Raw genomic sequence first — 12,247 nt, forward strand, 5'->3', positions numbered from 1 at the left:
CCCGTGCGGGTGCCCTGCCGGACCCGCGCGGGGCCGGCGGGGCGCCCGCGCGGAGCCGTGGTCAGGAGCCGACGGCGGAGCGGCGGAACATACGGGTCGCCGTGATCTCGCCGTGGATGGTCTCCTCCTGCGCGGACTGCTGGGGCAGACCGGGACGCAGGTGCTCCTCGACACTGATGTACTTCAGGCCCGCCCGCAGGTCCGCGTCGTTGCGCAGCCGGATGACCAGCGGGAACTCGGCGAGGGCCGTGGTGTCGAACAGACCGGTCGTGTAGAGCAGTTGGACGCCGAGCGCGTCGGACACGGCCCGCTGGAGTTCCAGCAGGTAGGTGGCGTTCGCGCGCCCGATCGGGTTGTCGAGGAACAGCGTGCCCGCGTGACGGTGCTTGTCGCGGCCACGGTCGTTGCTGCGCAGCGCGGCCATCGTGCAGTACAGGGCGATCGCGGCGGTCAACAGCTGGCCGCCGGAGAAGACGTCGCCCATCTGGCCCACCGGCACGCGTTCGGCGCGCAGCACCGCGTCCGGCTTGAGGATCTCGACCGAGATGCCCTTGGGCTCCAGGGCCGCCTGGACTCCGCGCAGCAGCAGGGACATGCCGTCGCGGCGGCCCTCGCCGAAGGAGGCGCTGCTGTTCTTCTTCACGGCCGTGCGGGTCGCCTCGTCGATGACCTCGCCCAGCCGCTCCGTGAGGGTGGCCTGGTCGGGCTCCTCGAAGCGGATGCGCAGGAACTCCTGGCCCGACCACTCCCCCAGGCCCTCGGGGAGCTGGGAGAGCCGCTGGGCGGAGCGCAGCGTGGCCAGGGCGGACTCCACCAGTCCGCGCAGCCGGTCGACGATGCTGTCGCGGTTGCGCTCCAGCTGGGCCAGCTCGTCGGTGAGGACGCGCAGCCGGGGGGCGAAGGCCGCCGCCCAGGCCGCGGCGTGCTCGGGCAGGGCGGAGGCGGGCAGTTCGCGGATCTGCTGGCGCGCGGGGGTGCGCACCTGCTCGTAGCGGTTGGCGTTGGCGTGGCGGACCAGGACGTCGCTCGCCTCGCGCACCGCCGATTCGGCGGCCGAGAGGTCGGCCGCACAGCCGCGCAGGGAGCGGCGGGCCTCGGCGGCGGACTGCCGGGCTTCCTCCAGGGTGCCCGGGTGGGCCGACGGCTCCTGCTCGTCGTCCTGGTGGGTGTGGTCGCGCAGCTGGTCCCGGAGCATGGCCGCGGTTTCGTCGAAGCCTCCGGCTCCGTCCTCGGCGGCGCGGTGGGCGCGCAGCAGGTCGGCGTGGGCCGCCCGGGCGGTCTCCACGGCCGTGGTGTGCGCGGCGAGCTGGGCGGTGGCGGTGCGCAGCAGGACCTGCGCCTGTTCGACGTTCCGGGGGATCAGTTCCTCGGGCAGGTCGGTGTGGGCCTCGCCCTCGGTGGGGGCGTGCCGCTCGGCCTCGCCGCGCAGTCGGCCGAGCTGCTCGCTGGCGGTCGACGCGCGGGTCTCCAGCATCTGTACGAGGGACTCGGCGCGGGCTGCGGCTGCCTGGCGGGAGGGGCCGTCGGCCCCGTCGGTGCCTTCGAGGAGCTGGGCGGCGCGGGTGCGGACCTTGTTGGTGAGCCGGTCGAGTTCGGCGAGGGCGGCGCTCTCCTCGCTCTCGGCGCGGGCCTGTTCGGCGCGCAGGTCGGCGCCGACCCCGACCTTCTCGTAGAGCCGGGATGCGGCCCGGTAGGCCTCGCGGAGGTCGGGCAGCGGCGCACGCGGTGCGTCGTGCTCGGGGAGCTGGTCGGGGGCGCCGGCGATTTCGGCGCGCTCGGCGCGCAGGGCGCGGGCGGTGCGGCGGGCGTCGTCGGCTGCTCGCTGCGCGGCGCGGCGGTCCTCGTCGGCGGCGCGGGCCCGGTCGAGACAGGCCTCGGCGCGGGCCTCGGATTCGGCGGCCTCGTCGGCGAGTTCGCGGGCCTTGGCCTGCCAGCCGGTGCGCTCGCGCAGCCGGAAGGCGAGGCCGGCGAGGGCGTCGGCGGCGCGGCGGGCCCGCTGGGCGGAGTCCTGGCGCTCGTCACGGACGCGGGCGGCGTCGGCGGCTGCCTCGTCTGCTTCGGCGCGTACGGTACGGGCCTCCGCGAGCTCGGCGTCGGCCTCTTCGGCGAAGGCGCGGGCGGCCCCGGCCTGCCGGGCCAGCTCGGCGAGGCGGCCGGGCGGACAGCCGGTGCGCCAGGAGGAGAGGCGGGCGGCGAGCTCGCGGTCTCCGGCGAGGCGGGCGGCCAGGTCGCGGATCTCGGTGTCGCGGGCGGTGGCGCGGGTGCGCAGCGCCTGGCGCTCCTCGTCGGCGGCGTGCTCGTCGTGCATGGCCGGGTTCGGCGGTACGAGGAAAACGGCGGAGGTGGAGTCGTCGCCGGCCGGGGGCACGGGTGCCAGCAGGGCGGCGGCGGTGCCGACGGCGACGGTCGAGCGGGGCAGCAGTGCGGCGCCGGAGAGGACCTCGCGGGCCCGGGAGTGGGTGTCGGGGTCGGTGATGACGACGCCGTCGACGAGCTCGGGGCGGGCCGCGAGGACGGCGGCGTGGTCGGCCGGGTCCACGGACTGGGCGAGGTAGCGCCAGCCGGGCAGCGCCGGAATGCCGTGCTCGCCGAGGTACTCGACGGTGGCGAGGACGTCGGGGCCGGGCGGCAGCAGTCCGCCGTCGCCGAGGGCGCCGAGGATGCGGGCGTCGTCGGCGGCGGCGGTGCGCAGCTCGAACAGCTGGCGTTCGGCCGAGGCGACGCCGTCGGTGAGCAGGGCGCGAAGGTCGTCGGCGTTCCGATCGAGGTCCTCGGCGCTGAGCCCTCCGGCGGGCGCGTCGGGGGTTTGCCCGGAGCCGTGCGCACTGTGCGCTCCGGCTGCTGCGGACCCGGCGGTGGCGTCACCCGTGCGGGGGCCCGGGACCGAGACATGGGGGGCCGACGGGAGGCCCAGGAGGGCCGCCAGGCGGGGGGAGGCGGCGAGGGAGGCAGCCGCGCGCTGTTCCGCTGCGTGGGCGGCTTCGGCCGCGTCGGCGGCGTCCGCGGCACGGGCGGCGGTGAGTTCGGCGCGGGATTCCGCGGCGGCGGCCTCGCGTGCGGCGTCGGCGGCGCTGCGGGCGGCGTCGCGGGCCTCGTCCCAGGCGGCGACGGCCGTCTTCTCGGCGTCGCTGGCGGCGAGCGCGGCGCGGGCGGGGTCGGCGTCGGGCGCCGAGTCGTCGAGCCAGCCGGCACGGACGGCCTCGGCCGTCTCCTGCTGGACCTCGGCGAGCCGGGCCCGCAGGTGTTCGGCCTCGCTGCGGGCGCGCTGGGCTGCCGTGGCGGCGGCGGTGGCGTCACGGTGGGCGGCCTCGCCCGCCTCCTGGAGGGCGGCGGAGCGTTCCTCTTCCTCATTGGCGACCCGCTCGCCGTCCTCGGCGGCGGTGTGCAGGGCCCGTACGAGCTCGGCGGCAGCCGTGGCGCGTGCGGCCAGAGCCGGGGCGGCGTCCCGTTCGGCCTCCAGGATCGCCGCGGCGACCCGGGCGGAGCGGTCGGCGGCGGCCCGGTGGCGCAGCACGATCTCGGCGGCCTGCCAGGCGGAGGCCAGGGTGCGGGCTTCGAGGAGTTCGCGGCGCTGGGCCGCAGCGGCCTTGTCGGCGACGGTGAGGGCCAGCGAGGCGTGCCGGTAGGCGAGTTCGGCGGAGACGGCGGCGCTGCGGGCCCGGGCGGACTCGGCGGAGGTGACCTGGTGGGCGGCGTCGGTGACGCGCTGGGCGAGGTCGGCGGCGCGGGCGCGCTCCTCGCCGGCGCGGGCGGACAGCCGCCGGGCGAGGGTTCGGGTGCGGCGTTCCGCGCCCGCGTGGACGTCGCGCAGTCGGGCTCGGGTCCCGGCGGCCTCGACGATCTTGGTGAGCAGGTCCACCGAGCCGGCGGTGAAGTCGCGTTCGGCCATCAGCTCGGCGCGTCGGCCGAGCTTGTTGCCGAAGCCGTGGACCAGGTCGGCGAGGCCGTCGGTGTCGCGGGTGTCGGTGACGGCACGCAGCAGCAGGTCGGTGAAGTCGGAGTCCTTCTTGACCGCGAAGAGGCCGGCCGCCTCGCCCTCGTCGGCGTTCATCTCCCGCTGGTAGCGGAAGAGTTCGGGGTCGAGGCCGAGTTCGGTGAGGTGCTCGTTCCAGCGGTCGTGGATCTCTTCGAAGTACACCTCCAGGTGCGGGTACGCCTTGCCGGCCTCGGTGAGGGCGTCGCGGAAGCCCTTCATCGTGCGGCGCCGGCCCTGGGCACCGGAGGCGCCTTCGACGGGCGGGCGTACGGCGGTGGCCTCGGCGACGGGGAGGCTGTCCAGGCTCAGGCCCGGGCCGGGGCGGAAGGAGTACCAGGCTTCGGCGAACTTGCGCGGGTCGTTGGAGACCTGGCGGCCGCGCCATTCGCTGACCTTGCCGACGACCACGCACTCGCCGGTCTGGGTGTGCTGCCACTCCAGGGCCACGTGCCCGCAGTCGTCGGCGAGCAGGAACTTGCGCAGCACGCCGGAGCTGGCGCCGCCGAGGGTGTTGCGGTGGCCGGGCAGCATGACCGAGAAGATCAGCTTGAGCAGGACGGACTTGCCGCCGCCGTTCTCCAGGAAGAGGACGCCGGCGGGCGCGGGGCGGCGCGGCGGGCCGGTGGGCTCGTCCTCGAAGAACTCCGCCTGGGCGGGCGCCGGGTGGGGCACCGGCGCGCCGACTCCGCGCAGGTCGAGCACGGTGTCGGCGTAGCGCGCACCGGCGGGCCCGATGGAGTAGAGGCGGATTCGGGACAGCTCGTACATGGCGGCGGACTCTCGTGGTGTCTCGTGGGTCGTACGGGGATCGGGAACTCAGGCGTGGAAGGGCAGGCCGGCGTCGGCGGCGAGCTCCAGGTCGTCGCCCTCGGGCGGCGGGAGGAGGCTGGCGGTGCCGTCGCTGACGGGGACCACGCCGAGTTCCAGGAGTTCGGCCATGGCCGCGCTGCCCGCCATGTCGCGGACCTGGAGCTGGTAGCGGGGGGTGGTGCGGTAGGTGCCTCCGGCGTCGTCGCCGGTGCGCTGGAGGAAGCCGGAGTCGGTGAGGAAGGCGGCGGCCTTGCCGACGATGCCGGTGGTGGAGCCGGCGAGGCGGCGGGCGTCCTTGGTCGCGCCGGTCGCGCTGCGGCGGGCGTAGACGCGCCAGGCTGCTTCGAGTCCGGGGGCGTCGGTGGCCGGGTCGGTGTTCTCGCCGAGTTCCTCGGCGCGCTCTTCCAGGCGGCGGCAGGTCTGCCGGACGAAGGCGTCGACGCCGTTGACGGTGACGCGGCCGATATAGCCGTCGTCGGCGAGGTCTTCGGGGCGCGGGAAGGCGAGGGCCGCCACGGCGAGGTGGGCGAGGCCGTGCAGGAACCGGTCGGCGGAGTCGGCGGTGGTGCGGCGTGCGTAGTCGCCCATGCGGACGGCGAAGACGGAGTCCTCACCGGCGGCGACGGCCATGCCGGCGCGCGGCGACACCTCCAGGACGACCAGGCCGAGGCCGGTGGCGACGGCGTCGGCGAGGCGGCCGAAGGCGGGGTCCTCGCGGTAGCGGCGGAGCAGTTCGGCGTACTCGGCGTCGCGGGCCGGGAGCAGCTTGGGTTGCAGCCCGAAGGCGACGAGTCGGGCCGCGTCCGCGGCATCGGCAGGGGTGACCCCGGCGCTGTGCGCGGGCGCGACGGGGGCCGACGATGCGTCGGCCTCGCTCCACGCGGGGTGCTCGGCGTGGTGGTCGCTCACGGGTACTGCCTCTCGTGGTGTGCGGTGGTTTCGGCGGCGGGCGGGTTGGTATCTCGGACACACGCCGTACCGGTAGCGGGGGCGGTCCCCGGCGTTCCCGGGCGGCGGGCTGCCGGGGGCCGCGCCCCGGCGGTGGCGGGTCGCAGGGCCGACCGGGTCGGCCGTTGCGGTCCGGCGCCGTGGCCGGCCGCCGGACCCGTTCCTCGCCCGGCGGGGCCGGTGGTCATGCGGCCTCCGTGCGGTCCGCCGTCATCGCGGCCGCGTCCAGGAGGGCCGTGCCGACGATCAGGTCCGCACCGCCGAATTCGGGGTCGTCGAGTTCCGTGCCGTCGTCCACTGCGAAGAGCAGCCGCTCCTCGCCCTGGCGGTAGGCCGTGCCGACCGCCGGGCTCGCCGCGTGGACGGCCAACAGGGCCACCAAGTAGGGCAGGTCCGGGTCGCTGAGCCGAGCCTGCGCGAGGAGGCCCGACAGGCGGCGCGGGGCGTCGTGCGGCAGGTCGAGGAGCTCCGTCGCGGCGGCGAGCTGCTCCTCGCTGAAGCGGCTGTCGTCCGGGGTGGCGATGAGGTCCGGTTCCGGCATCTCCGCTCCGAGGTGCTCGCGCTCCACCGGCGGGGTGAGCAGGATCTCGACCAGGTCGGCGACGCGTACCGAGACGGGTGTGCGCAGGCCGGTGCCCGATGCGAAGAAGGCGTCCGTGATCCGGCTGGCCTGTTCCACCGGCAGCGGCAGGATCGGGGCCACCAGCTGGCCGTACAGGTCGATCCCGGAGCGCGGCGCCGGGGCCGCGAAGGCCTGCCGGTCCTGCTCGGCGCGGAACAGCGGGCCCGCGTCGAGCAGCCGGGACTGGAGCTGGGTGTGGCGGCGGATGCAGTCCTTGACGATGTCGACGAGTTCGGCGGCACGCCGCTTGTTCTCCGGCTCCTCGGCCTCGTCGCGGGCCTTGCGGATGTTCGTCAGGATCGCGTTCTCGTGGCGGTAGCGGTCGGCGACGTGGTCGAGGGCCTCCTCGATCATGTCGGGTACGGACCGGAGCCAGTCCACGGCCCGGACGTTGCGCCGGGTGGCGTCGAGGGTGCGGCGCAGGGTCTCGGCGTACTGGACCGTGCGGTAGCGGGCCTGCTCGGCGGCGAGTTGCGCGTCCGCGAGACGGCCCCGGCTGATCAGGACCTCCAGCTTCACCTCGGCGGCGATCTGCGCGCTGGTGACGTCCGTGTCGAGGGCGCCGACCAGCACGTTGACGGCCTCGTCGGTCGTGCGGAGGTAGACCGCGCCGCCGTAGCCCGGGACCTCCTCGATCAGTTTGAAGTCGTAGTCGCGGCGGACGTAGACCCCGTCCGGTCCGAAGGTGCCGTAGATCGCGCGGAAGCCGCGGTCCACGCTGCCGACGTTGATCAGGTTCTCGAGCACCCACCGGGCCACCCGCTCGTGCTCGGCCGTTGGGCGGGCCGGTGCCTGGGCGGCGACGCGCGGGAGCAGCCGGGCCACTATCTGTTCGTGGTCGGCGCCGGTGTCGAAGTCCATGTTGAGCGTGACCAGATCGATCGCGGCGAGCGCGACCTCCGCCATTGCGTAGATCCCGTACTCGCCCGCGAGATTGGCCTTGCGTACGTCGAGGTCGTGCAGCGGGGCGGTGCAGGCGAGCGCGCGGAGCCGTCGGGCCAGGCCCTCGTCGGCGGCCGGGCCCGGCGCCGGGGACGGCGGGGTCTTCGCCGGGGCAGGGAGAGTCACGGACAAAGACTAGGCGCTGACACGGACAACATCCCAAACGGCATAGTTCGGCCTGATCGGTCCCGGACGTCGGCCCGTCGTCGTCCGGACGTCGTCCAGACGTCGGCCCGTCGTCGTCCAGACGCTTCCCGGGCGGCTCCTGGACTCCGGGGAAGACGGCACCGGGGCGCGGGCGCTGTTCTACCCTCACCGCATGGCTTCCATGATCGCACCTTTGATCGACCTCAATGCCGACCTCGGTGAGGGTTTCGGGCGCTGGACGCTGACCGACGACGAGGCCCTGCTGTCCGTCGTGACGAGCGCCAACGTGGCGTGCGGTTTCCACGCCGGCGACCCGTCCATCATGCGCCAGGTCTGCGAGCTGGCCGCGCAGCGGGGCGTACGGATCGGAGCGCAGGTCTCGTACCGCGACCTGGCGGGTTTCGGGCGGCGCTCCATGGACGTACCGGCCGGTGAGTTGGCCGACGAGGTGGCGTACCAGATCGGGGCGCTGGAGGTCTTTGCTCGGGCGGCCGGCTCTCGGGTCTCGTACGTGAAACCGCACGGCGCGCTCTACAACCGCACCGTGTACGACGGCGACCAGGCCGGCGCGGTCGTCGCGGGAGTGCGGACGGCCGCCGGCACCGGGGACCTGCCCGTACTGGGTCTGCCGGGCTCCCTCCTGCTGGTCGCCGCCGAGGCGGCGGGGCTCACGGCCGTACCGGAGGCCTTCGCCGACCGGGCGTACACGGCCGCCGGCACACTGGTGCCGCGCGGTGAGGCGCAGGCCGTGGTGCACGATCCGGAAGCGGTGGTCGCGCGGGCGGTCGGCATGGCCGCCGAGGGCGCGGTGGCAGCCGCCGACGGGTCTCGGGTGGCGGTGGTGGCGCGCTCGCTGTGCCTCCACGGGGACACCCCCGGGGCCGCGCAGCTCGCCCTGCGGGTCCGCGAGGCACTGGGCGCGGCCGGAGTCCGGGTGGAGGCCTTTGCATGAGGCCGCGGGTGGTGGGGGGTGAGGCGCTGTTGATCGAGCTGGACTCGGCGACGGAGGTGGCGGCGCTGCACGCGGAGCTGCTCCGGCGACGGGAGGCGGGCGAGTTGGACGGCGTACGGGACGTGGTGCCGGCCTCGCGGACCGTGCTGCTGGACGGCGTGCGGGAGCCCCACGCGCTGGCGGAACGGGTGGTGCGCTGGGTGGTCGCGCCGCTCGCGGAGACCGAGGGACCGCTGGTCACCGTCCCGGTGCGGTACGACGGACCGGACCTGTCCGTGGTGGCTCGGCTGTGGGGCGTCGCGGAGCAGGAGGTGCCGGTGATCGTCGGAGGCACCGCGTTCCGGGTGGCCTTCTGCGGGTTCGCGCCCGGCTTCGGCTACCTGACGGGGTTGCCGGAACGCTTCCACCTGCCCCGGCGGGACACCCCCCGTACGGCCGTCCCGGCGGGTTCGCTGGCGCTGGCGGGCGAGTACGCGGGGGTGTACCCGCGCTGCTCCCCCGGCGGCTGGCAACTGATCGGGACCACGGACGCCGTGCTGTGGGACCCGCATCGAATACCTGCGGCGCTCTTCACGCCCGGGGCACGGGTGCGGTTCGAGGAGGTGGCGGGGTGACTTCGGCCGCACTGGAGGTGGTACGACCGGGGGCGTTGACCACTGTCCAGGACCTGGGACGGCCCGGACACGCCCACCTGGGGGTGCCCCGGTCGGGCGCACTGGACGCGGGGGCGCACGACCTGGCCAACCGCCTGCTGGGCAACGGGAGGGACGCGGCAACGCTGGAGACCACCGTGGACGGGGTCGGCCTGCGCGCGCTGGCTCCGGTGACGGTAGTGGTGACGGGCGCGCCGTGTGCGGTACGCGTGTCGGGTCGGCCGGCGGCCTGGGGGGCTCCGGTCCGGCTCGGGGCCGGGGCGGAGCTGGAGGTGGGGCGGGCGGAGTCGGGGGTGCGCAGCTACGTCGCGGTGCGGGGAGGGTTCGCCGTGCCGCCGGTGCTGGGCAGCCGCTCGACGGACCTGCTGTCGGGATTGGGGCCGGGCGTGCTGACGGGCGGGGCGGTCCTGCCGGTGGGCCCGACCGGCCCGGATCCGGTCCTCGGGGCGGACGCGCTGCGGGTACCGGGGGCACCGAGCGAGCTGGTGCTGCCGTTGCGACTGGGGCCACGGGCGGACTGGTTCGAGCCGGCTTCGATCGCCGCGCTGTGGCGTGCGGAGTTCCGGGTCTCGCCGGCGTCGAACCGGATCGGGCTCCGCACCGAGGCCGGGGTGCGGCTGGCCCGCAGCCGCGGCGGGGAACTCCCCAGCGAGGGCATGGTGCTGGGTGCGGTGCAGGTCCCGCCGGACGGTCTGCCGGTGGTGTTCCTGGCCGATCATCCGGTGACGGGCGGGTATCCGGTCGTCGGGGTGGTTCCGCTGGGCCCGGCACTGGACGCCGCGGCCCAGGCGGGACCGGGCGTGCCGGTGAGGTTCGTGGGTGTGCGGGGAGGCCGGTGGGCCAAGGGCTCGTCGCCCAGGGGCTCGTAGGCAGAGAGCCCGTAGGCAGAGAGCCCGTAGGCCGAGGGTCGTCATGCGGCGGGGCGGCGGGCCTTGGACAGGAGGCTGGCGACGATTAGGTGGTGGAACGGCTCGATGGCCCTGAAGTACAGGCGACCGTAGGGGCGATTGAAGCGGACGACGGTCGTGCAGACGCCCTCGCGGCCCGACCCGTCGGCCTTGGGGCGCACCGCGAACGAGGCACGGAAGTCGAGGTGCTTGTCGTCGTCACCACAGAGGACCTCGTCCTCCGTGACCTCCAGGATGCGAAACGGCCCCTGCTTCACGCCCGGTTCGATCCGGGTGTCCCGTGCCCTTCCGCGCTCCTGCACGTGCAGGCCGAAGGGAGCCACCGCCTTGTCGCGCAGCGAGAGGAGTCGTCCCACCCACCTCGGACTGCCCGTCATCAGCGACCGGGCGAACTCGACCGCGCTGGTACCGGCCGGCACGTCGACCGCCACGGCGTCCACGTGGTCGTAGGAACCGAGACTGGCCCGCGCGGCTGCCACCACGGGTGTCACGCGTCTGCGAACTGCCCTGCTCATCGTTGAGACCCCCTGCTCGCCGTCGGCTCGTTGACGCGTACGAGGGTATGCGGCCGTGGACGGGGCGCGATCTGCCGGCGGGCCCCCGTACCCGCCACCACCGACACTGCACGCCCGCCCCGAGTCGGCGGGCCGGGCCCCGGACCCGACCCCGGTCCCGGTCTCTGGACGCTACACCGCCGACTCCGGTGCGATCCTGCTGCGCACCGCGGACTGCACGTCCTCCTCCTCGGCCGGGTCCGACGCCAGCCTGCGCAGCCTGGGGGCCACGCGGGCGTCAGCCGTCTCCGCGTGGTGGGCGGCCACCTCGCGGGTGGTCTCCTCGCAGTCCCAGAGGCACTCCACGGCGAAGCCGGCCGCGAAGGACGGGTCCGTGCTGGCCAGGGCGCGCGCCGCGCGCCCGCGCAGGTGGGAGGAGGCCGTCTCGCGGTAGATGTGGCGCAGTACCGGCGCCGCGCAGCCGATGGAGAGCCGGCCGGCCCCGTCCACCAGGGCGAACAGCTTCGGGGAGTCCGGTCCGCAGCCGCGGACGGTGGAGCGCAGGGCGCCCAGGACGAGTCCCGTGTCCTCGGCTCCGCCGCGGGCGGCAAGGAGGGCGCCTGCGGCCGCACCCAGTGCGTCGGGGCGGTGGACCCACTGGCGGGCCCGTTCGACGGCCGTGGGGCCGCACATGCGCTCGTAGGCGGCCACGGCGGGCTCGTCTCCGGCTGCTTCGATGAGGTCCAGTACGGCCGGGTTCTCCGGTTCGGCGAGGACCAGGTGGTGCAGGGCGGTGGCCCGGGCGGCCTCGCCGGCGGCGCCGGCGGCGGCCGCGAGGATCGTGGAGCGGTCCTCGGGTGCGGCGACGGCGGCGAGACAGCGCGCTGCGGGTACGTGCAGCGGCGTTCCGCGGCGCAGCCCGTCGGCGGCCCAGTCGAAGACGGCTTGGACCCCCCAGCCGGGCCGGGGCCCGTTCGGCGTGAGTTGGCGCTGCCAGCGGTCGAAGGAGCCCTGCTGCCGGGCGGCGCGCAGGCGCTCCCCGTACCGCGGGGACTCCTCCCACAGACACCAGGGCCGGGGCTCGTAGGCGTCACGGACGGCGGCGGCCAGCCGCGCCTCGCCCTCGGCGGTGGCCGGGAACCGGGCGAGGACCGGCGTGGCGAGACCGCGCAGTCCCTCGTCGTCGTCGCGCAGGGCGAGCTCGTCGAGGGCCCAGGCCCAGTTGGCGCCCGAGGCGGCGTAGCGGCGCAGCAGCATGAGCGCGTCGTCACGGCCGTACGAGGCCAGGTGGCCCAGGACGGACAGGGCGAGGCCGGTCCGGTGGTCCGAGTCGTCGACGAGGTCGTCGGCGCTGAAGAGGTGGTTCTCGATCTCGCCGAGGGGGCCGTCGAGGTCCAGGTACAGGCGGGCGTAGTACAGGGAGCGGTTCTCGACCTGCCAGTCCTGGCGCGGGTCGCGGAGCACGCACTGGTCGAGGGCCGCGAGGGCCTCCGACCGGGGCGCCGCGAGGGCGTGCAGCGTGCCGTCGCCGCGACCCCGCTGGAGGAGCCCGAGCAGGGTGCCGCTTGGCGCTATGACTGGTTCGAACATGGGAATGGCCTCAAATCAAGCTGGGGACGCAACCGGGAATCGGGATTCACAGGGCCGCGTAACAGCATGTGAGGACGTCCGCCGTCATGTTCCGCTCGATGTAGACCATTGCCTTCTCACTCTCGTCGGTGCTTCGCGACCAGGGCGGCCGGTGTGCACAGGGGGTGGGCCCGGACACCCGTCGTGTCCTGCCCGCTCCTGCCCG

At 75.2% G+C, this 12,247-nt stretch carries 8 protein-coding genes; 3 read left to right on the forward strand and 5 right to left on the reverse strand.

The window, feature by feature from the left end:
- Positions 1-61: 61 nt before the first annotated feature.
- The 3 genes from ABZZ20_RS12925 to ABZZ20_RS12935 all read right to left on the reverse strand — a co-directional run bounded on the left by ABZZ20_RS12925 (position 62) and on the right by ABZZ20_RS12935 (position 7,424).
- A complete protein-coding gene (locus ABZZ20_RS12925; RefSeq protein WP_356869467.1) occupies positions 62-4,744 on the reverse strand; it encodes a hypothetical protein in 4,683 nt (1,560 codons plus the stop codon).
- 48 nt (positions 4,745-4,792) lie between these two features.
- The gene (locus ABZZ20_RS12930; RefSeq protein ID WP_356869468.1) at positions 4,793-5,695 is read right to left on the reverse strand and encodes a hypothetical protein; all 903 of its coding nucleotides are present in this window, start codon (positions 5,693-5,695) and stop codon (positions 4,793-4,795) included.
- A gap of 223 nt (positions 5,696-5,918) precedes the next feature.
- A complete protein-coding gene (locus ABZZ20_RS12935) occupies positions 5,919-7,424 on the reverse strand; it encodes a hypothetical protein (RefSeq protein ID WP_356869469.1) in 1,506 nt (501 codons plus the stop codon).
- Positions 7,425-7,638: 214 nt separating this feature from the next.
- Here ABZZ20_RS12935 and ABZZ20_RS12940 point away from each other — a divergent pair, with 214 nt between their 5' ends.
- From ABZZ20_RS12940 to ABZZ20_RS12950, 3 genes are read left to right on the forward strand one after another with little or no spacing between them, the layout of a single operon-like run.
- Positions 7,639-8,397 carry a 5-oxoprolinase subunit PxpA gene (locus ABZZ20_RS12940; RefSeq protein WP_356869712.1) on the forward strand — a complete coding sequence of 253 codons (759 nt, stop codon included), beginning with the start codon at positions 7,639-7,641 and terminating at the stop codon, positions 8,395-8,397.
- Positions 8,394-9,011 carry an allophanate hydrolase subunit 1 gene (locus ABZZ20_RS12945; protein ID WP_356869470.1) on the forward strand — a complete coding sequence of 206 codons (618 nt, stop codon included), beginning with the start codon at positions 8,394-8,396 and terminating at the stop codon, positions 9,009-9,011. The genes ABZZ20_RS12940 and ABZZ20_RS12945 overlap by 4 nt, the downstream gene beginning before the upstream one ends.
- On the forward strand, positions 9,008-9,919 hold the full coding sequence (locus ABZZ20_RS12950) for a biotin-dependent carboxyltransferase family protein (RefSeq protein WP_356869471.1): 912 nt from the start codon (positions 9,008-9,010) through the stop codon (positions 9,917-9,919). Before ABZZ20_RS12945 ends, ABZZ20_RS12950 begins: the two co-directional genes overlap by 4 nt.
- A 41-nt stretch (positions 9,920-9,960) precedes the next feature.
- Here the strand turns inward: ABZZ20_RS12950 and ABZZ20_RS12955 are convergent, their stop codons facing one another.
- Positions 9,961-10,473 (reverse strand): DUF2867 domain-containing protein, encoded by a 513-nt coding sequence (locus ABZZ20_RS12955; RefSeq protein ID WP_356869472.1) that lies wholly within the window; start codon positions 10,471-10,473, stop codon positions 9,961-9,963.
- A 171-nt stretch (positions 10,474-10,644) separates the two neighbouring features.
- Positions 10,645-12,042, reverse strand: a complete 1,398-nt coding sequence (locus ABZZ20_RS12960; RefSeq protein WP_356869473.1) for a HEAT repeat domain-containing protein — start codon at positions 12,040-12,042, stop codon at positions 10,645-10,647.
- Between the last annotated feature and the right edge of the window lie 205 nt (positions 12,043-12,247).

This window comes from Streptomyces sp. NPDC006430, from assembly GCF_040612395.1.
Lineage (GTDB): Bacteria > Actinomycetota > Actinomycetes > Streptomycetales > Streptomycetaceae > Streptomyces.

Excerpts from the sequence above, each read along its gene's own strand:
- ABZZ20_RS12925 (WP_356869467.1), bottom strand. The coding sequence starts at position 4,744 with ATGTACGAGCTGTCCCGAATCCGCCTCTACTCCATCGGGCCCGCCGGT.
- ABZZ20_RS12955 (WP_356869472.1), bottom strand. The coding sequence starts at position 10,473 with ATGAGCAGGGCAGTTCGCAGACGCGTGACACCCGTGGTGGCAGCCGCG.
- ABZZ20_RS12960 (WP_356869473.1), bottom strand. The coding sequence starts at position 12,042 with ATGTTCGAACCAGTCATAGCGCCAAGCGGCACCCTGCTCGGGCTCCTC.
- ABZZ20_RS12945 (WP_356869470.1), top strand. The coding sequence starts at position 8,394 with ATGAGGCCGCGGGTGGTGGGGGGTGAGGCGCTGTTGATCGAGCTGGAC.